Genomic DNA, 17,875 nt, shown 5'->3' on the forward strand with positions numbered 1-17,875 from the left:
GTCAGCGGACGTAACGCAGATTTGCCGTCATGCCGGCCTCGAAGTGGTAGGCGTTGTGGCAGTGGAACATCCACTCGCCGGGATTGTCGGCGTCGAACTCGATGGCAAGCTCGGTGCCGGGTAGGACGTTGACGGTGTCGCGGCGAAGTCCGCCGTAATCCGGTACCGCAAACGTGTGGCCGTGGGTGTGCATGGGGTGCCACATCGTGGACGTGTTCTTCATCGTGATCCGGACCCGTTCGCCCTGTTTCATGACGAGCTTGCCCGCATCGGCTCCCGCCATTCCCCAGACGTACCGATCGCCGGCCTGGATCAATTCGATGTGGTAGTCGCGATCAGGCGACTTCGTCTCGAGCCGTGCGGATTCCGTGGGCCGGAGTTCGCTTTCGATGACCAGTCGGCCGGCCAGTTCCGAGAGGTTTCCGCCCACATCCGGATTCGCCAGCGCCAACGCGTCGGTGCTGCGTAGGACGGTCGACGCATAACCATCTCGGCCCTCGACCTTCGCCACCACCGGCCATGTTCCCGACTTCACCGTCACCAGTACGTCGTAGCGTTGGGCCATTCCGACGATGATGGTGTCGGCGGGAGTTGGTTCCACGTCGTAGCCATCGGTAGCGACGATTGTCATCTCGTGACCGGCCACAGCAAACCGGTACGGAGTTTCGGCGGCTGCGTTGATGATTCGCAGTCGAAGGGTCGAACCGGGCGCTGCAGTGACGACAGCAGGATCGTTGGGTGGCCGCCCGTTGATCAAGTGCAGTGGATACGCGATGTGTTGAGTCATCCCGCCGAGTGGTTCGGAAGAACCGTGTCCACCGCTCACCAACTGTTGCGCGACGGACATGTCGGCTTCCGAGTGTTCCGCCGGAGTCGTTGCCCCACCGCCGTGTCCGCCGTGCCCGCCCGAAATTGCCGGGTTCAGGGCCATCAGGACGGAATCCGGTGTGGTACCCAATCCGTCGAGCCAGTCGTCGAGCACCAGAACGGCATCGGCGTCGGCCCCGGTGATGTCGTTCGGATCCTCGACGATCATGGCGCCGAAGAGCCCCCGATCGGCTTGTAATCCGCTGTGCGAGTGGTACCAGTACGTTCCCGGATCCGGTGCGATGAAGTTGTACTCGAAACTCGAACCGGCGCCGATGGGGGCCTGCGTGGTGGGTGCCGCGCCGTCCATGTCGTTGCGGATTCGAATTCCGTGCCAGTGCAGTGTTGTTTCGGCATCGAGGCCGTTCTGGACGCTGACGTTCACCCGGTCACCGGACTTCAGTCGAAGTTCCGGAGCCACCGCAGCGCCTCCGTACGTCCACGTGTCCACGAGGCGTCCGCCAAGATCTACCGTCGAGAATCCGGCGGCAAGGGCAAACGCAGCGGTGGTCCCGTTCCAGGCTCGCGCCGATTCTGCGGCGGCAACTTCGGGGTCGGTGGGCAGGATGTAGTCGAGATCGGTCGTGGGCGTCGGAGATGCTGCAGTGGAACTGCATCCGGCAATCGTCCCCATTGCGCCGAGCCCGAGTGCTCCGGCGCCGAGTGCTCCCAAACTCAGGAAGCGGCGCCGGCCCATCACCACACCGGATCCGGGACGACTCATCGGAGTACTTCTGGTGTGATCAACCCGCTGACATCACCGACGTTGCCCGAGACATCGACGGAACTGACCTGCTCGCCGGTGCTCGCGTTGTAACCCAAGATCTTCTGCGGAGCGGAGCCTTCGACCTCAGGTCCCGAACCGAGCACGTAGAACGTGGCGCCGTCGACGGAAAAGGTCATGCTCTTGATGTCTGTCAAGCCGAGGTCTGCCAGCGTCAAGCTCTTCACCGGGGCGAAGGTCGTTGCGTCGGACAAGTCGATCTTGACCAGTGAGCCTCCCCGAGCAGAGTCCGGATGAATAGCCGTGTCCGTGTACGCGATTGCGAGCCGGGTTGCGTCGGCATTGATGACGTTCTCCGAGAATCGACCGGAGTCCTGCCCGGCGTTTCCGATCGGCTTGACACCTTCCTGAGGCAGTCCGTTGGAGAAGTCGAAGACGTACACATCGCCGTTCTCACTGACCAGCAAGGCTTTTTGTGCTTTCGATGCCCACGTGACCTTGCGGGTGGAGACAAAATCCTCGGGTAGGACCTTGCTTCGGGCGGTTTCCTTCGGAACACCGTCGTCACCGATCGTGACGTGCAGCAGTTCCCGGGTGTCCTCGCAGACGCTGTACAGCTCGTGATCGACCATCCACGTGAACGGACCGCAGCCGACTATCTGGAGTGCACCGGTCGCTTCCTTCTTCTCGAGGTCGACCACTCTGATTCCGTACAAACCGTCGTCCCACGTGACGAAGAACTTGCCGTCGGACGTCACGGCGTTCGAGCCGGGACGGGAATGTACGCGTGCGACGTCCGGAAGCACGACCTCGGCTGGTTCCAGCAGGTTTCCGGAGTAGGTGCTGACCGTGAAATCTGCTGCGCCGCGGGAACCTCGGGGGCGCCATACCTCGGCAGCGAGCACCGCAGGATCCTCGGCGGAATCCCCGACGAATCCGTGAATGACCGGATCCCAGATACCCGGGCCGACGGTGATTCGGCTCTCGGCCACACCGGTTTTCGGATCGATGACGTTGACGCTGAGCTCGAGCTGGCCGAATCCACCTTCGACGCCCAGCAAGCGGTCAGCTGCGATCGGGGTGATCGAACCGACGTGCAATGGCTCGGGAATGGTATCGCCGATTTCCTGGTCGTCGTGACCGAGGGAGATCCCCTCGCCCGGAGCAGTGAACGGAACTGTCGGATAGGTGACATCGCCTGCGCTGGAAGGTTCGTCGTTGTCGGACGAACTGCAACCGGCCAGCGCGAGTACGACGGTGAGTGGGATGACGGCAACGGCGGGGCGCGCCAGTTTTCGGGTTCGCGAACTGCTCATGATCCGGCACCGACCTTGGGGCGCTCGGCCGGTCGAGTCTGGCAGTCCTCACCGATGATGGGCGCCATCGTGCAGGTGTATGCCTGAGACTCGTCGGAGACACACCAGATGATTTCCTGGTCGTAGCTTCCGGAGACCGGGTTGTACATCACGGCCTGTATGTCCGGTTCGCCGCAGAATGCGTTGGAACACGAAGGTGCACCGCAGCAGTCGTAGTAGGCGATCAGATAGGTCTTGCCGGTATCAGGGTTGGTGCAGCATCCGACCCAGAACTCTGCGCCGGGCTTGCTGCCGGGGGCGCAGGTGGTGACACCGCCGCCGTTGCATGCGGCACAGGACGTTCCGTCCATGTTGCACCAGCGCCAGTACTCGCACTCGGCCGGATCTTTACCGTCGTAGACAGGGACAAGAGGTTCGGGGCCAGGTGCCGGCGCAGGAACCTCGGGCTCTTGGGCGAAGGCACTACGTGTCACAGGAAGTGTGCTGATCAGCGCCACTCCTGACACACCCATGGTCCACTTGCCGATCCGACTGATCATGGATCGCCGCGAAACTCGTTCGGAGAGTTTACGTCCGGTTCGACTGGTGAGCGAACCGCCCTGGCCCGCCATCCATTCGGCCTGGGCCTGAACTGTCGCCTCGTCGACGGGATATCGATTCTCCGTCATGTTGTGCTGCGGGAATTCATTGTCGTCCAACGATTTTCTCCTGATTCGTGAAGAGGATCGAACTGTGCAGGAAGATCAGGCCGCGCTGCCGGATTTCGCCTGGGCATGAAGGTGCTGGAGTGAGGGGGTGCCGGATTCGAGCGCATTGAGCAGGCTTTCCACCTGAGCCATGTGATTGCACAGGCCCTTTCCTCGGATCTTGCCGTGCTCGTCGAGAATCACGCCGTACGGAGTGGTGCCCACCTGGTATGCGATACCGACGTCTCGAGCGTCGATGTAACTGAGCTCGGAACCGATCCCGCTGCCGGCCAGGAACTCGCGATGCTCTTCGGGTGTTCCGTCGGAGATGATGGACACGTCGAGATCCGATTCGGCTCGGGCCATTGCCCTTACGCCGGGAAGAAGGCTCTTGCACGTCGAGCAACTCGGTGCTGTGAACAGCAGGAGTTGAGGTTTGTCGCGGTGACCACCGACTCCGACGGTCCGTCCTTCCTGATCGATGAGACCGGCAAACGACGGGCCGGCCTGTTCGACCTTGGGGCCGGTATCCATCATCCGGGCACCGAGAGGTCCGAGACGTACTTGTACGCGGCCGATTTCACGAGCCAGAGCAAGAACCATCAAGAACAGTACGGCTACGGCGATCACCAGGATCACTGTCGCGACAAGGAGGAAAGTGGTCATCGTGGTAGTCCTGCCTTCGAGTTTTCAGTGGTGGGGATGTGAGTCACGAGCCGTACCGGGACGCGGTTTCGGCGGTTCGGAGGCGGATGGAGGCGCTCGACAGGTAGTCGTCGACCGGGCGTCGTCCGAGGTGGACCACCGAACGAATCTGTGCGAGAGCAACTCCCGCCAGAACGAGGAGGAATCCGAAGGTCGCCGCCACGACCTGGACGCCGATCTCAGCCTGTCCGGCGGTGACCGACAGTGCCACAGCGATCACCGCGAGTGTTCCGGCGCGAACGGCGTGGAACCATCCGATACGCGGAATCTCGCCGACTCCGAATGCAAAACATCCGCAGTCCAGATCGCGTCGCCCACGCAGGAGGTTGATCGTGAGGCCCGTGAAGAACGACGCGAACATGATGGCAGCAACCAAGGCGGCGAGGCGATGGGCCACGCCGAGAACCAGAAGGATGCCTACGACGGTTTCCGCGACGGGAAGGATGCGAGCGATCGGTACTTCGAGTCGCACCGGCAACACTTTGTATCCGCGCACCGAACGAAGGACCCCGTCGTGGTCGTTCAGCTTGGGAATGCCGGCGAGCAGGAGAACAAATCCGATGATCGCCGAAGTGGTGGCGCTGACCAAGTCCATGCTTCCTCCGTTCCTCTCGGGTAGTGCCGGTGGTGTGTGGGACACATCCTGTACGGGCGATGCTGCGAACCCGCGTCGACCGCGCTACGCCTGGACGAGGTGCAACTGAGAGAGCAGTTGTCGTGTGAGAATCGGAGAACTAGCAGGTCAAGGTGCTCCCGGAGGGGACGGATACCGTCGGCTGCCCTTGATCCGGCATGACGCTGGGTGGGAAACAGAGTCGGATTCTCACTTGAAAGTTCTGTGCGCGCCATCGTGGAAACTGCGCGGAAACATAAGCGGACTAACTTGACCGAATTCTGACAATTCGCTCGTAGGTTCGGGCCTGGACGCGACGGACGGTGACACATGGCCGTGAGTGCGGCACTGCGTGCAGCGATCACGCGAGCGCAGAATGCGGATCAACACAGTGAGCCCGTGTTCTCCCCGCTCCGTGGTCTCGGACGAGGACGTTTGACCCCGATCGACCTGTTGGGGCAATCACTCTCCACGATCGCTCCGGCAACGGGAATGGTGTTCATCGCCCTGTGGATGATCACCTACAGTCCCGGCTACGTCGGGTTGGCTGCGATTGCTGCGACAACTTCGGCGGTGTTTCTCGTTGCGTTCTGCATCACTCAATTCACGCGGAGACTGGCCGCAGCAGGATCGTTGTACAGCTTCGTCTTCCAAGGCTCCGGTATCCGGGCGACACTGACGGCGGGCGCCGCACTGGTACTCGGGTATCTCGGAATCTCGGTTTCGGTTTTCTCGCAGGCGGTTCCGAGTCTGCTCGATACCATCGCCATTGTCGGCCCCGACGTGCGAGGAACTGCCGCGACAGTGATCACGACGGTGGCGATTGCCCTGGCCGTAGCGTGGATTGCAGTGCGCGGCGTCCGGTTCGCCACCCGAGCGATCCTGGTCGTCGAAGCGTGCTCGTTGATTCTCATCGTCGTGGTCATGCTGGCGACGCACAGTGACACGACAACTGCTGTTGCCCTGCCGAATCCGTCGCTGAGTGCAGTTCCGTTTCTCGCGATGCTGACGGTGCTCAGCATGGCGGGCTTCGAAAGTTCGGCCTTCTTCGGTCCGGAAGCGAAGCGACCACTCATCAGCGTCACACGCACGGTTCTCATTTCGCCGATCATCTGCGGGGTCCTCTTCGTTTTTGCGGCCTGGGCGGCGATGACCGGCCACGGCGCGACGATCGTCGGAGCGTACTTCGAGGGAACGGCATCGGGGGCCAGCGCGGAGGTGGTTCTGGCAGTCAAGATCGGAATGACGTGTTCCTGGTTCGCATCCACTCTCGGTTGTGCGCAGGCGGGTTCGCGGTTGTTGTACTCGATGGGGATCGAACGGGTACTGCCTGCGCCGCTCGCTCGCGTGCACAGACGGTTCCGCACCCCGTACGTTGCGGTACTTGCGTTCGTCGCGGTAAGTGCGGCAGGCGTATTCATCTATTCGGATACGGTTCGCGACGATTCGGGATCCTTCGACGGCGTGGTGGAGACCGCGTTGGTCTGCGCTTACACGCTGGTGGCCTTTGCTTCGTGGAAGTTCTTGCGCCGAATCGGGGAACATACGTCGCTGACCCGGATATGCACCCTGTCCGTGAGTACCGCCGGTGCTGGTCTACTGGTCTACATCGTTCTCGATGGTGCGGTTCACGGGATGTGGGCACTGCCGATCGCTGCTCTTGCTGTTGCGGTGTCGGGGACAGTGTGGAGTTCATTGCTTCGAAGAGCCAGACCGGAAAGCCTTCTGATGGTCGGCGCTTTCGACAGCGTCGAGACGGCGGACCTGTTGCCCGGTGCTGGCACTCTGCTGATCGACGGTGACGGGCGAAGGCGACTCGTTCCGGATCGTGGGACCGCCGAGGGTGACTCGCCGGAGCATGGGCGGTGACCGCGGACCGTGCAACCGCTGGTCCACGATCAGGCAAACAGATCGGCGACGAGACCCACTTCAGTGGACAACAACCGCGTGCGGTTCAGAAGGCGCTGGGGATGCTCGAGGCGGTGGCTCATCTGGGACCGGGAACAACCGCGAAGGAGATTGCCACTTTTGCAGGCGTTCCATCGGCCACGGCGTACCGGATGCTGAATCTGCTGGTGGCGGAGGGCTTTCTCGTGCGGGTGCCGGACCTGTCAGGGTTCGCGTTGGGGCGTCGGACTGCCGAGCTCTCGCATGCGGCGTCGTCGAGTGGTCCGGCGCCGACGCTGCACGAGCGCGTCGAGGACATGCGGACACACACGAGGTTCGGATTGCACGTCGCGTCATTCGCCGGTGGGCGCTTGCGGTTCGTCGACAAGGATCCGGATCACGAGATCATCGGAATAGCGGCACTGGCCAAGAACCTTCACGCGAATGCGCTGGGGAAGGTTCTGTTGGCGCACGACGAGCGGTTGCTTTCGGGTTTGGAACTTCGCCGGGTCACGGAGTTCACCCTCGGTGATTTCGATGCGTTGTATGAGCAGCTGAGGTCTGTTCGCCTGCAGGGTTTTGCATTCGAGAACCAGGAATGCCGCCTGGGTCGATCCGCGGTGGCAGTACCGGTTCGAGATCACGCAGACCAGGTGGCAGGCGGGTTGTGTGTTCAAGGAGCGAGCGGGCGAGTGACGGATGAGGATCGAGAGTTGGTCGGTTTTCTACTCGATTGTGCGCGTCAGCTCACCGGATTGCTCTGACGTCACACGCGCAGGCTCAGTGGGAGCCCGGCGGTCATCAGGACCACGGACTCCGATTCACTGGCGATTCGGCTGTTCACCAGACCGAGTAGATCGCGGAACAGCCTCCCGGACTTCGTGTCCGGGACGACGCCGCTTCCCACTTCGTTCGTGACGGCGACAATCGGAACCGGACAGGCGGTCCAGGCGTCGGCCAACCGGTCGATATCTGCGTGGACGGCGCTGAGATCTTTTGTCGCCCACGCCTGATGTCGGTCCAGACGTGCGGTCAACCACGTGCCGAGGCAATCGAGCAGGATCGGTGTTGTTGCGGCCGCGAGAATTTCGGTCACTTCGGAGGTCTCTACCGTCGTCCACGTCGACGGCCTCCGCGCGCGATGCGACGCAATTCGTTCGATCCAGTCGGGATCGTCGTCCTGCGGATCCCCCGTGGCGATGTACGTGACGTTCCGGTAGCCGGCAAGCAGGCCCTCCGCGTAAGTGGACTTGCCCGAGCGGGCGCCACCGGTGACCAGAGTTCGATGGCTCTGTCCTACCCCGATCTCGAGCACAGCTCCATCCGGAACCGCTCGCGCCCCGGACACGCGAAGTGCTTCCGAGAGTTCGTTTTCGACTGGGTTGTGGTGTCCGAGGTGTACGGCGACCACATCGGTTCGATCGGTGATCGCGGTGCAATTGCGTAGTCGGGTCACCGTCTCCGCGAAACTCGGCAGATCATGGTGCCCGGTGCCGTGGTCAGTTTTGTAGCCGAAGGTCTCTTCGAGAAAGACGGCGTCGAAACGGGCGTCGGCAAGTGCGTCGACAGTGGATTCGGGCAGAGGCCCGGTGTCGGTGGCCCAGAAGATTCGGGTTCCGGATGCGTCGGTGATGTCGTAGAGAAGGGTGGATACTTCGTGCGCGGCTTCGAGTGCGCGAACACGATAGGTGCCCAACATGATCGACTGGCCGGTCTCGAGCGGTGTGAAGGTCACCGGGTCATCCGGGCCCACCCAGTCTCGGCAGAGAGCGAGCGCGTCGGGTGGTCCGAGAACCTCGAGTGGTTCGCTGCGCGATGCCCAGGACCGGAACAGCAATGCCATCGGGCCGAGGTGATCGGGATGAGAATGCGTCAGCAGGATGTGTTCGACGTGTGCCAGCGTACAACCGAATCGCGACGCGGCACGCGGTATTTCGGGTCCACAGTCCAACAGGATTCTGTTGTCCACCAGGGCAGCAGTGTGCCCGCGAATGGTTTCACTCGACAGGGCGGCCAGGCAGGAAGGGCAAGTGCAGAACGGGTTCGGCCAACCGTCGGCAGCGCCGGTGCCGAGCATCACCAATTCCATCAGCGGGTGCCTTCCTGCCGAATCGGAACAACTATGGGACCGCTGGGCCGGTCCAGGATTTCGACCCGGGCGCCGTACACGCGGCCGAGGAGGTCTGCCTCCAGCACCGCTGAGGGTGTGCCGTCGGCAACCACGCTGCCCTTGTCCAGCAGCACGATTCGTCGACCGTACTGACCCGCGAGAGTGAGGTCGTGCATCGCGGCGATGACCGTGATGTTGTCGGCTTCACGCAGTTCCTCCACCAAGTCGAGAACCTGCTGCTGGTGACCGATGTCGAGGGCGCTGGTGGGTTCGTCCAAGAGCAGTACCTGCGGTTCTTGGGCCAGTGCCCGAGCCAGGACCACGCGTTGCAATTCGCCACCGGAAAGTTCGGTGGCTCGTCGATCTGCGAACTCGGTGAGGTCGAGCCTCTCGATCACCGAAGAGATCACCGAACGGTCAGTGGCGGTTTCGGTTCCGAAGCGTCGTAGATAGGGAGTGCGGCCGAGCGCAACCAGTTCCTTAACCGTTGAGCCCTCGGGTACTACCGGACGCTGAGGCATCAACGCGACGACGGCGGACATCGCCTTGCGGCTGGAATTGCGAGGACTCAGTCCCCCGACCGAGAGCTCACCGGTAGACGGAATCAATCCAGCGAGGGCATGCATCAAGGTTGTCTTGCCGGCGCCGTTCGGCCCGACCACGGCAACCCAATCGCCGGGTGTCACATCGAGATCGATGCCGTCGACGACGTCTTTGCCGCCGAGGTTGACTCGGAGGTCGCGGCACCGCACTGCGCTGTCGGTCATGCCGAGACCCGGCTGCGGCGCAGAACCAGAAGGAAGAACGGAGCGCCGATCATCGCGGTTACAACCCCGATGGGGAGTTCGGCCGGTGCCATGACCGTGCGGGCGGCAACGTCGGTGAGGACGAGAAACGCCGCTCCGAGCATGAGTGACAGGGGGAGAAGCAGTCGATGCGACGGGCCGACGACCAGTCGAACCGCATGGGGAACAACGATTCCGACAAAGCCGATGAGTCCACTTGCACTCACGACCGCCGCCGTTCCCAGAGTTGCGGCGAGCACCAGTACCAGGCGTGATCTGGCCGGGTCGACGCCGAGGCTGGCGGCTTCGACGTCACCTACGGCCATCACGTCGAGTACGCGTCGGTGTACCAGGATGACGGCAGATGCCAGCGCAACGTACGGCAGGACAACCAGAACTTCCGACCAACCTTCGGTGGACAATCCGCCGAGCAGCCAGGAATAGACCTCGCGAAGTGAATCGTCGAACCGCTGCTGGACAAAAGTCTGCGCTGCATTCGTGAACGCCGCGACTGCGACACCGGCGAGGATGATGACTACCGCGTTCTGCGGCCCGCCTATGCTTCGGCCGAGCGAATAAGTTGCGAACACGGCCAGCACACCACCGACGAAGGCGGCCATGGGAATTCCGAACATGCCCAGCGCTCCACCCGAAACGATGGCGAGGGTTGCGCCCAGTCCGGCTCCGCTGGAAACGCCGAGGAGATACGGATCTGCCAAGGGATTTCGAAACACGCCCTGGTAGGCGGCACCGGCAACGGCCAACATTGCTCCGACCAACGCGCCCAGTACTACTCGCGGAAGCCGGATCTGCCAGAGAATCGCCTGCTGTGTCGCGGTGAGACCGGAATCGAGGTGGATGCCGGGTATTCCGTCCAGAAGTTCGAGAATGGTCCGATCAGGCGTCAAACCGGCGGGCCCCACCAGAACACCGATCAGCAAGGCAGCGCACAGAATCAGCGCGGCGCCGAGCAGAACGGCCGTCCGATGATGGGAGATACCGGCTTTGATCATCGAGTGCTCAGGCCGCGGGAACTTGGGCAACGATGGCCGCGACGGCCTTCACCTGATCGGCGACACGAGGTCCCCAGCGGCTGGAGAGGTCTTCGTCGAGCACATGGATCTGGTTGCCGGTAACCGCTTTCATGCCGCTCCACCCGGGCCGAGCGGCGACGGATTCTGCTGTCACTCCACAGCATTGGGAGTCTGCGAGAAAGATGAGATCGGGATTGGCCTGCACCACGAATTCGGCGGACAGCTGCGGATAGTCGCCCTGCCCCGCGGCGTCGGCGATGCTCTTCATTCCGAACAGCGAGTAGATCTGCCCGACGAAGCTCGAACTCGTGACGGTGTAGAGCGAGGAGTCGAGTTCGTGGAAGTACGTCAGCGGTTGTTGGCGCGCAGGAACACTGGCGACAGCGGCGTCGATGTCCGAGCGCATGGTGTCGACAACTTCGGTGCCCTTGTCCTCGTGGCCGGTGGCCTTCGCGACGCGCTCGATCTGGGCGTAGACGTCGTCGATGCTTGTGGCTGCCGGTAGCAGGAGTGTCGGCACCTTCGCCTTTTGCAGTCCGGAGACAAGATCGTTCATGTCATCCGATGCGATCACCAGATCCGGTGCGTAGCCGAGGATGGCTTCGACGTTCGGTTGAAAGCCCGAGAGATCGGTGACCGGGATACCGGCCGGGTAGTCGGACTGATTGTCGACGGCCTTCACCTGATCGCCCGCGCCGACGGCCCACAGGGTCTCGGTGGCGCTGGGACTGAGTGACACGATCGACTGCGGACGTGACTCGATGGTGATGTCCGTGCCGGAATCCGTGGGACCGGAAACAACAGTCACCGGGAACGAGCCGTCCGAGGCGGCTGTGGTTGCGGGTGCATCGGACGTCGAGCTACTGCAGGCACCGGCAAGCAGTGCGGTGCTCACCGTCAGTGCTGCAAGTACAGATCTGAATCTACGTGTCGGCCGAGTACTCACAGCCACCCCTCCGCTAGTGGTGAAGGGTCGCGAGCAGCGCGGCCGCGAGGCGAAGCGCCACGAGCGGTCCTTCGTCCGAGAACCATCGTGTCGCCACGAGGCCGGTGACCTGACTCGTTCGCCTCGAGTAGTGACGGGCGAATTCACAGTTGCGTCGACAGTGCCGGGGTTTCACCGAACTTCACACGAGCAGCGTGGCACCCCGGTGAACCGGGGCATCTGCACTTTACAGGGGTCGTCTGGCTTGACCCGGGAGGTCAAGGCAGGGTAAATATCTATTCCACTAATGAACTAGTGAAAGGGTTCGGATGATCGACTTCCGTATCGACCGCCGATCCGGCATTCCCACTTACGTGCAATTGGTCCTTCAGGTGAAGCAGGCGCTCAGGCTCGGTGATCTCCAAGTCGGGGATCGGCTGCCCACAGCCAAGGACGTCGTGGGAGCGCTCGCGATCAACCCGAACACAGTCCTGAAGGCCTACAAGGAACTCGAGCGCGACGGACTTGTCGCCCCGAGGCCCGGATTGGGCACGTTCGTCGTGAAGTCCCTGGCCAAGCCCGGTATGGCGGAAAGCTCTGCGCTACGTCGTGAGTTGGCGCGTTGGGTTGCAGATGCCGTGGCCGCCGGACTCGAGCGCACGGACATCGAAGCATTGGTGAGTTTGGAGCTCGAGAAGACGTTCATCGAATCGGATCCGTCCGGAAAGCAGGGGGAGACATCATGACTGCGCAAGAATCGGCACTGACGATGCAGGACGTGGACAAGCGCTTCGGCAAGAAGAAGGTGCTCGACGCCTGCACTTTCGAGGTCGCAACGGGAAGCATCACTGCCCTGGTCGGGGTGAACGGCGCCGGTAAGTCCACACTGATGTCCTTGGCTGTCGGGTTGACGATGCCTGACCACGGTTCGATCTCGGTACTGGGCAGCACGCCGGATCAGGACGGCATCTGCCCAGGCCTGTCGTACCTCGCTCAGCACAAGCCGCTGTACCCCAAATTCACTGTTGCGGAACTTCTTCGATTCGGTGCGTATACCAACGACAAGTGGGATGCGAAGTACGCTCTGGATCTGGTGGAGCGCGCTGGGATTGCTCTCGATGCAAAGGCGAAGACTCTGTCACCAGGTCAACGAACCAGGGTTGCACTGGCTTTGGCGCTCGGGCGCAGACCGCAGTTGCTTCTACTCGACGAACCCTTGGCGGATCTTGATCCCGTGGCGCGGCGGTCCGTCGCGACCACTCTGCTCGAAGACGTTGCCGAGTACGGCACCACGGTTCTGTTGTCGTCACACATCGTCTCCGAATTGGCGGATGTCTCGGATCGACTACTTCTACTGGGCGGTGGAAACGCGAGATTGTCCGGTTCGTTGGATGAATTGATCGCTGCCCATTACGTATTGATCGGGGACGGCGATCCTTCGGGCGTGGTCGGTGCCGGTGCGGTCATTCATACCGACAAGGGGATGCGGTCGAATTCTCATGTGGTGGAGGGAGTTCGTCCGAGCCCTCGGGCCGGCTGGGTGATCGACGACGCAACTCTCGACGACGTGGTGCTCGGGCACCTGAGCGCAGAAACGATGGTGGCGGCATGATCTGGGTTACGTGGCGGCACCACCGGACATCGCTCGTTGTGTCGTTGGGATTCCTCGCGGCATTAGCAGTCATTGTCTTGTCGAGTGGTGCGATCATCAAGAGCGGTGGACAAGCCCAACTCTTCGGATCGCCTCTCAGTTGCATGGATGACATCACCGCTATCTGCACGGCAGAGACTGCTCTCACCCTGACGACAGTGGTTGCGACGGCTCTGCCGGTGTTCCTCGGCGTGTTGATCGGTGTCACCGTGTTTTCGCGGGATATCGAACAGGGAACGCACGTATTGGGGCTTACTCAATCGGTCAGTCGGACTCGTTGGTTCTGGACCCGGGTGTTGATCGTCGTCCTGCCGATTTCTGTGGCTTCGGCATTGCTCGGATTTGCACTACAATGGGCTCGATCTCTCCCGGACAACTCCCGGTATGCATTTGTTGCCGGGCGTTCGACTTTCGTCGAGATATCGAACCTGTCGTATCCGCTCTTTCAATCCAGCGGACTGGTCTTGGGTGCATACACATTCATGGCACTCATGCTCGGAGCAGCTCTGGCTTTGCTGGTGCGTAGTTCGATCGGCGCAATGGCGATCACGATGGTCGGTGTTGTTGCGATCCTGGCAGCATTTCAGTTGGTTGCACGACCCGATTACGCCGAGCCGAGTGTCCGAACGTCACCCGTCGCCGGATTCAGTTCCTACTATTCGAGCGATACCAGTATTCCCGCGGTCAATTGGGAACTCGCGCAGGGATATGTCGACCTCCGAGGTAACTGGGTCGACATCAAATACGACGAGTGCACGTGGGGTGGATCAGGCGGCGAGAACCCGTACGACCAGCGCCCGGAGGAGACCGGCGCCGAGTACAGCCTCCGCATGGATGTGCTCTCAGCGCAGCAGAACAGAGAGATGGAGATCTGTTTGCGGGAACACGGCGTCGACCACTACGAAGTTCGCTACCACTCAGCTGATCGGTTCTGGCGTTTCCAGTTCACGGAAGCTGCACTCGTCCTGATCCTTTCGGGATTGTTCCTCCTGCCGGCGCTCTGGGGCCTACGACGCCTCAAACCGTGATTCAGCGGGCGACCGGCGCGACCGTCAGCTGGTTGATGTTCGCGCCGGTCATCGAGCAACCCTTGGTGGGGTAGGCAAGGAAGACCGAGTCGTAGCTGTTGGGCGGGTAAACCCTCAGTCCCGCAACGTCGGTCACGCCGCACTGATCTGCCGGGTAGTTCTCGACGTTCGTGGCGCGCACCAAAGACGTTGCGGCAGAGCCAGGGGCAAGGGAGACGAGTGAACCGGATCCGGAGCGGCCGGCTGCAGCACCCACTTCGCTTCCGGACGCTCCCGTGACATAGGAGACGCCGGGGAAACCGTCGAGCGTGCACGTGCGGCCGCCCGTGTTGGTGAAGACCACCGGAAGCTCCACAGAACCGGCGGCGCCACTCGACTCGCCGAGGGTGACGTTCAGTTCCCCGATCGCGCAGCCTTCGGGATTGGGTGCCGTCGAGGTTGTGGTTTGGGTGTGATCGGTATGGGTCGTCGAAGGTGCGGCAGTACCGGTCTGGGTCGTCGGCGCAGAGGCGGTCGTGGTTGAGGCGGGTGCTGGTGAACTCTCGGCCGTTCCCGTTTCATCCGAGCCGCAACCGCTGAGAAGGGCGAGAGCAGCAAGAGGAGCCGCCAACAAGCCGACGTTGCGCATGCGGTTGGGATTCATCGCTCTGTACTCCTCAAGCTGGTCGACAACTGGCTCCGGAACATCCGTGTCCGGTATATCCGAATCCGAGGCCGGATGTGCAGAAACGAATCAGGCTCGCCGGTGATCAGGACCTACTTCCCGGATGGATTGCCGCTGCGGATCTAGCATGAGAAATGACCTGTCCGGATCGCGACCACCGGGAGTAGCGCATGTTCACCTTCACCAGCGACGACGGAGTGGTCATTCATGTCCACGAATGGCCCACCGAGCAGGAACCTCGAGGGGTTGTTCAACTCGCGCACGGTATGGGTGAGCACGCAAAACGCTACGCACACGTTGCCGAAGCCCTGAATGCTCGCGGTTTCCACGTCTACGCGGCGGACCATCGCGGCCACGGTGAGAGCATGCACGCCGGCCCAGGCAACATCGGCGACGACGGCTGGAACCGCTTGGTGGCAGACATGGTGACCCTCACGGGCATCATCCGCGACAAACACCCCGGCCTGCCCGTCGTACTGCTCAGCCACAGCCTCGGTTCGTTCGCTTCGCAGCAGTACATCCTCGATCATTCGCACCTGATCGACGCCGTCGCACTGTCGGGGACTACCGCGGTCGATCAACTGATCGAGAGCCTCGTCAACGACGGCCCGGACGTCCTCGCCCAGTTCAACGCCGAATTCGAACCGGCCCGCACTCCGCACGACTGGCTCAGCCGTGACGAAGCGCAGGTGGATTTGTACATCAACGATCCGCTGTGCGGTTTCAGCCTGGACGACGCAGGCATGGGCGGACTTATCGCAGCGGGACCGAGGTTCGTCGACGTCGAGGGTGTGCGACAAGACCTTCCGATCCTGGTCTTCGTCGGCACCTCGGATCCTCTCAACGCCGCGCTGAGCCGTACCGACGTCGCAGTCGAACGGTACAACTCGGCGGGGATCGAAGACGTCACCTATTACACCTATCCGGGCGCCAGGCACGAGATCTTCAACGAGACCAACCGCGACGACGTCATCAATGATCTGACGACGTGGATGGACCGCGTACTCGAAGCGTGACCGCCTCACCGGAAGGGGAACACGATGTCCACAGTTCCGGCCGCACGACCCGATCCAGACCCGCGAGATGTCAAGCGCTGGAGACGATACCTCGCCGACGAACAAGCCGAGGCCGCCGTCTACCGCGACCTCGCGGGTAGGCGCAGCGGCGAGGAGCGCGAAATCCTTCTCGCACTGGCCGACGCGGAGGGTCGACACGAGGCGCACTGGCGAGCGCTACTCGGCGATCACGTCGGCAAACCACTTCGCGGTGATATCCGCACTCGGATACTGGGCTTTCTGGCCAGACGCTTCGGCTCCGTCTTCCTGCTCGCTCTTGCCCAGCGCGCGGAAACACGATCCCCCTATCCGAACGATGCCGACGCGACCGCATCGATGGGCGCGGACGAGAAGATCCACGAAGAAGTGGTGCGGGCCTTGGCCACTCGGGGTCGGAACAGACTTTCGGGGACGTTTCGTGCCGCCGTCTTCGGAGCCAACGACGGCCTCGTCAGCAATCTCGCTCTCGTGCTCGGCATCAGCGGTAGCGGCGTCTCCAACCAGATCGTTCTGATCACCGGCATGGCCGGGCTTCTGGCCGGCGCCCTGTCGATGGGAGCCGGCGAGTACGTTTCCGTCCGCTCGCAGCGAGAGTTGTTGGAAGCGTCCAATCCTGGTCCCGCGGCCAGCGAAGCCGTCGGACTGCTCGACGTCGACGCCAACGAATTGTCCCTGGTCTACCGGGCCCGCGGCATGTCCGCCGAGGAAGCGGACCAGCGCGCCGCCGAGGTCCTCGCGAACAGCACCTTCGGCGCCGCTGACGTTGTCGACGACCATGAAGCCGTCGGAACCGGATTGGGCGCAGCGGCGGCAAGTTTCTGCTTCTTCGCCTCGGGCGCAATCATTCCGGTGTTGCCGTATCTGTTCGGCCTGGAAGGCATGACGGCCCTGATCGTCGCATCTGTTCTCGTGGGGATCGCGTTGCTGACCACCGGCGTTGTGGTCGGGTTGCTGTCGGGCGGGCCGCCGTTCAAGAGGGCCCTACGCCAACTTGCGATCGGCTATGGCGCTGCCGGCGCGACGTATCTGCTCGGCATGTTGTTCGGGACCTCGCTCTGAGCGTCTGCTCACGCGCGTAGGGCGGGATCGCGGTGAGCCGGATCGATCCGGACCGGAATTTTGCCCGCTGCGTTGTGTGCCAGTGCGAAGCCATCCACCACGGCTCCAATCTTGCACAGGCCCCGTCTGTCGGCTCACCCCTCCGGTCGGGGCTTTGCTGTAGACGCGCATCTCGGAAACCTGAAGGCCTCGATCACAACATGTAGGCGAATCGCATCAATGTAACCACTAGATGCGCTTTGGGTACTCGTTGGCGTCGACATTTCCATCCGCTGCCCGAATGGGTATTCGGTGAAACTGCATCGGCCACCTGCCTGATCCCGGTGAGGTGGGGCCCACTAGGTGGCGGTGTTCTGCTCACACCCTTCCGCCGTTCGTGTGCGGTTTCTGATTGGGTAGCGTGCGTTTGTGGCGATGGAAGAGAAGTTTTGAAGGGGCAACGCCGCTCGGCGACCGTTACTGTGCTGGCCTTCGCCGGTTTCGGCTTAGTGTGCGGACTCGTAAGTGCTGCCGTGTTGTGGTGGTACGCCTCCCAACCCTTCACGATCTACACATTCAGCTACCAGCCGCACGACCTCGAATCGACCCAGATCGAGAAGGTCTCGGTTTACCGATTCATAACTGGACTGCTCATTGGCGGACCCCTTTTTGGAACTGCCGTCGGGGCGCTCGTTTTGACGACAGGGTGGAATCTCGTACGGCGAGAACACACGATCGGCTTTGACTAGATCCTGTTTTGACCCGCTCAACTCTGAGCATGTGATTA

The 17,875-nt window shown here is 62.1% G+C and carries 17 protein-coding genes; 7 read left to right on the plus strand and 10 right to left on the minus strand.

Annotation, left to right across the window (positions count from 1 at the left end; genetic code table 11):
- Nucleotide 1 precedes the first annotated feature (1 nt).
- The 5 genes from ACKAMS_RS03745 to ACKAMS_RS03765 form a co-directional block, all read right to left on the minus strand.
- The gene (locus tag ACKAMS_RS03745; protein ID WP_020970990.1) at nucleotides 2-1,591 is read right to left on the minus strand and encodes a multicopper oxidase family protein; all 1,590 of its coding nucleotides are present in this window, start codon (nucleotides 1,589-1,591) and stop codon (nucleotides 2-4) included.
- Nucleotides 1,588-2,907, minus strand: a complete 1,320-nt coding sequence (locus ACKAMS_RS03750) for a hypothetical protein (RefSeq protein WP_408988619.1) — start codon at nucleotides 2,905-2,907, stop codon at nucleotides 1,588-1,590. The genes ACKAMS_RS03745 and ACKAMS_RS03750 overlap by 4 nt, the downstream gene beginning before the upstream one ends.
- Complete coding sequence (locus tag ACKAMS_RS03755) at nucleotides 2,904-3,575, minus strand: methylamine dehydrogenase light chain (protein WP_408988668.1); 672 nt, start codon at nucleotides 3,573-3,575, stop codon at nucleotides 2,904-2,906. Before ACKAMS_RS03755 ends, ACKAMS_RS03750 begins: the two co-directional genes overlap by 4 nt.
- 75 nt (nucleotides 3,576-3,650) lie before the next feature.
- Nucleotides 3,651-4,259: a redoxin domain-containing protein gene (locus tag ACKAMS_RS03760; RefSeq protein WP_408988620.1), complete on the minus strand. Its 609-nt coding sequence runs from the start codon at nucleotides 4,257-4,259 to the stop codon at nucleotides 3,651-3,653.
- Nucleotides 4,260-4,302: 43 nt separating this feature from the next.
- A complete protein-coding gene (locus tag ACKAMS_RS03765) occupies nucleotides 4,303-4,893 on the minus strand; it encodes a MauE/DoxX family redox-associated membrane protein (protein ID WP_029537106.1) in 591 nt (196 codons plus the stop codon).
- Nucleotides 4,894-5,241: 348 nt separating this feature from the next.
- Between ACKAMS_RS03765 and ACKAMS_RS03770 the strand changes: the two genes are divergently transcribed.
- Entirely contained in the window at nucleotides 5,242-6,780 is a 1,539-nt protein-coding gene (locus tag ACKAMS_RS03770; protein ID WP_020909340.1) for an APC family permease, read from the plus strand.
- Complete coding sequence (locus tag ACKAMS_RS03775) at nucleotides 6,777-7,562, plus strand: IclR family transcriptional regulator (RefSeq protein ID WP_020909339.1); 786 nt, start codon at nucleotides 6,777-6,779, stop codon at nucleotides 7,560-7,562. Before ACKAMS_RS03770 ends, ACKAMS_RS03775 begins: the two co-directional genes overlap by 4 nt.
- A 2-nt stretch (nucleotides 7,563-7,564) precedes the next feature.
- On the opposite strand, the gene cobU is transcribed toward ACKAMS_RS03775, so the two are convergent.
- Genes cobU through ACKAMS_RS03795 form a run of 4 tightly spaced genes read right to left on the minus strand, consistent with a single transcriptional unit; the run spans nucleotide 7,565 to nucleotide 11,673 of the window.
- Nucleotides 7,565-8,887 (minus strand): bifunctional adenosylcobinamide kinase/adenosylcobinamide-phosphate guanylyltransferase, encoded by a 1,323-nt coding sequence (cobU, locus tag ACKAMS_RS03780; RefSeq protein WP_408988621.1) that lies wholly within the window; start codon nucleotides 8,885-8,887, stop codon nucleotides 7,565-7,567.
- Nucleotides 8,887-9,675 (minus strand): ABC transporter ATP-binding protein, encoded by a 789-nt coding sequence (locus ACKAMS_RS03785; RefSeq protein WP_020970985.1) that lies wholly within the window; start codon nucleotides 9,673-9,675, stop codon nucleotides 8,887-8,889. Before ACKAMS_RS03785 ends, cobU begins: the two co-directional genes overlap by 1 nt.
- Nucleotides 9,672-10,706 carry a FecCD family ABC transporter permease gene (locus ACKAMS_RS03790; protein WP_408988622.1) on the minus strand — a complete coding sequence of 345 codons (1,035 nt, stop codon included), beginning with the start codon at nucleotides 10,704-10,706 and terminating at the stop codon, nucleotides 9,672-9,674. Before ACKAMS_RS03790 ends, ACKAMS_RS03785 begins: the two co-directional genes overlap by 4 nt.
- A gap of 7 nt (nucleotides 10,707-10,713) precedes the next feature.
- Nucleotides 10,714-11,673, minus strand: coding sequence for an ABC transporter substrate-binding protein (locus tag ACKAMS_RS03795; RefSeq protein WP_020970983.1), 960 nt, complete (start codon nucleotides 11,671-11,673; stop codon nucleotides 10,714-10,716).
- Between the two features lie 308 nt (nucleotides 11,674-11,981).
- Here ACKAMS_RS03795 and ACKAMS_RS03800 point away from each other — a divergent pair, with 308 nt between their 5' ends.
- The 3 genes from ACKAMS_RS03800 to ACKAMS_RS03810 are packed head-to-tail and all read left to right on the plus strand — an operon-like array spanning nucleotide 11,982 to nucleotide 14,331.
- Nucleotides 11,982-12,398 carry a GntR family transcriptional regulator gene (locus tag ACKAMS_RS03800; RefSeq protein ID WP_007729675.1) on the plus strand — a complete coding sequence of 139 codons (417 nt, stop codon included), beginning with the start codon at nucleotides 11,982-11,984 and terminating at the stop codon, nucleotides 12,396-12,398.
- Nucleotides 12,395-13,264 (plus strand): ABC transporter ATP-binding protein, encoded by an 870-nt coding sequence (locus ACKAMS_RS03805; RefSeq protein ID WP_408988623.1) that lies wholly within the window; start codon nucleotides 12,395-12,397, stop codon nucleotides 13,262-13,264. Before ACKAMS_RS03800 ends, ACKAMS_RS03805 begins: the two co-directional genes overlap by 4 nt.
- Nucleotides 13,261-14,331, plus strand: a complete 1,071-nt coding sequence (locus tag ACKAMS_RS03810) for an ABC transporter permease (protein ID WP_408988624.1) — start codon at nucleotides 13,261-13,263, stop codon at nucleotides 14,329-14,331. The genes ACKAMS_RS03805 and ACKAMS_RS03810 overlap by 4 nt, the downstream gene beginning before the upstream one ends.
- Before the next feature lies 1 nt (nucleotide 14,332).
- On the opposite strand, the gene ACKAMS_RS03815 is transcribed toward ACKAMS_RS03810, so the two are convergent.
- Nucleotides 14,333-14,974: a DUF4232 domain-containing protein gene (locus ACKAMS_RS03815; protein ID WP_047889050.1), complete on the minus strand. Its 642-nt coding sequence runs from the start codon at nucleotides 14,972-14,974 to the stop codon at nucleotides 14,333-14,335.
- A 191-nt stretch (nucleotides 14,975-15,165) separates the two neighbouring features.
- Here ACKAMS_RS03815 and ACKAMS_RS03820 point away from each other — a divergent pair, with 191 nt between their 5' ends.
- Nucleotides 15,166-16,011 (plus strand): alpha/beta hydrolase, encoded by an 846-nt coding sequence (locus ACKAMS_RS03820; RefSeq protein ID WP_003939910.1) that lies wholly within the window; start codon nucleotides 15,166-15,168, stop codon nucleotides 16,009-16,011.
- A 24-nt stretch (nucleotides 16,012-16,035) separates the two neighbouring features.
- Complete coding sequence (locus ACKAMS_RS03825; RefSeq protein ID WP_408988625.1) at nucleotides 16,036-17,109, plus strand: VIT1/CCC1 transporter family protein; 1,074 nt, start codon at nucleotides 16,036-16,038, stop codon at nucleotides 17,107-17,109.
- Nucleotides 17,110-17,875: the final 766 nt, after the last annotated feature.

The organism is Rhodococcus sp. 5A-K4 (assembly GCF_046097995.1).
GTDB classification, from domain to species: Bacteria; Actinomycetota; Actinomycetes; order Mycobacteriales; family Mycobacteriaceae; genus Rhodococcus_F; species Rhodococcus_F erythropolis.

What these genes read in the sequence shown, in the direction of transcription:
- ACKAMS_RS03825 (WP_408988625.1), top strand. Translation starts at nt 16,036, where the DNA reads ATGTCCACAGTTCCGGCCGCACGACCCGATCCAGACCCGCGAGATGTC.
- ACKAMS_RS03750 (WP_408988619.1), bottom strand. Translation starts at nt 2,907, where the DNA reads ATGAGCAGTTCGCGAACCCGAAAACTGGCGCGCCCCGCCGTTGCCGTC.
- ACKAMS_RS03790 (WP_408988622.1), bottom strand. Translation starts at nt 10,706, where the DNA reads ATGATCAAAGCCGGTATCTCCCATCATCGGACGGCCGTTCTGCTCGGC.
- ACKAMS_RS03820 (WP_003939910.1), top strand. Translation starts at nt 15,166, where the DNA reads ATGTTCACCTTCACCAGCGACGACGGAGTGGTCATTCATGTCCACGAA.
- ACKAMS_RS03800 (WP_007729675.1), top strand. Translation starts at nt 11,982, where the DNA reads ATGATCGACTTCCGTATCGACCGCCGATCCGGCATTCCCACTTACGTG.
- ACKAMS_RS03760 (WP_408988620.1), bottom strand. Translation starts at nt 4,259, where the DNA reads ATGACCACTTTCCTCCTTGTCGCGACAGTGATCCTGGTGATCGCCGTA.
- ACKAMS_RS03805 (WP_408988623.1), top strand. Translation starts at nt 12,395, where the DNA reads ATGACTGCGCAAGAATCGGCACTGACGATGCAGGACGTGGACAAGCGC.
- ACKAMS_RS03785 (WP_020970985.1), bottom strand. Translation starts at nt 9,675, where the DNA reads ATGACCGACAGCGCAGTGCGGTGCCGCGACCTCCGAGTCAACCTCGGC.
- cobU (WP_408988621.1), bottom strand. Translation starts at nt 8,887, where the DNA reads ATGGAATTGGTGATGCTCGGCACCGGCGCTGCCGACGGTTGGCCGAAC.
- ACKAMS_RS03815 (WP_047889050.1), bottom strand. Translation starts at nt 14,974, where the DNA reads ATGAATCCCAACCGCATGCGCAACGTCGGCTTGTTGGCGGCTCCTCTT.
- ACKAMS_RS03770 (WP_020909340.1), top strand. Translation starts at nt 5,242, where the DNA reads ATGGCCGTGAGTGCGGCACTGCGTGCAGCGATCACGCGAGCGCAGAAT.
- ACKAMS_RS03810 (WP_408988624.1), top strand. Translation starts at nt 13,261, where the DNA reads ATGATCTGGGTTACGTGGCGGCACCACCGGACATCGCTCGTTGTGTCG.
- ACKAMS_RS03745 (WP_020970990.1), bottom strand. Translation starts at nt 1,591, where the DNA reads ATGAGTCGTCCCGGATCCGGTGTGGTGATGGGCCGGCGCCGCTTCCTG.
- ACKAMS_RS03765 (WP_029537106.1), bottom strand. Translation starts at nt 4,893, where the DNA reads ATGGACTTGGTCAGCGCCACCACTTCGGCGATCATCGGATTTGTTCTC.
- ACKAMS_RS03755 (WP_408988668.1), bottom strand. Translation starts at nt 3,575, where the DNA reads ATGACGGAGAATCGATATCCCGTCGACGAGGCGACAGTTCAGGCCCAG.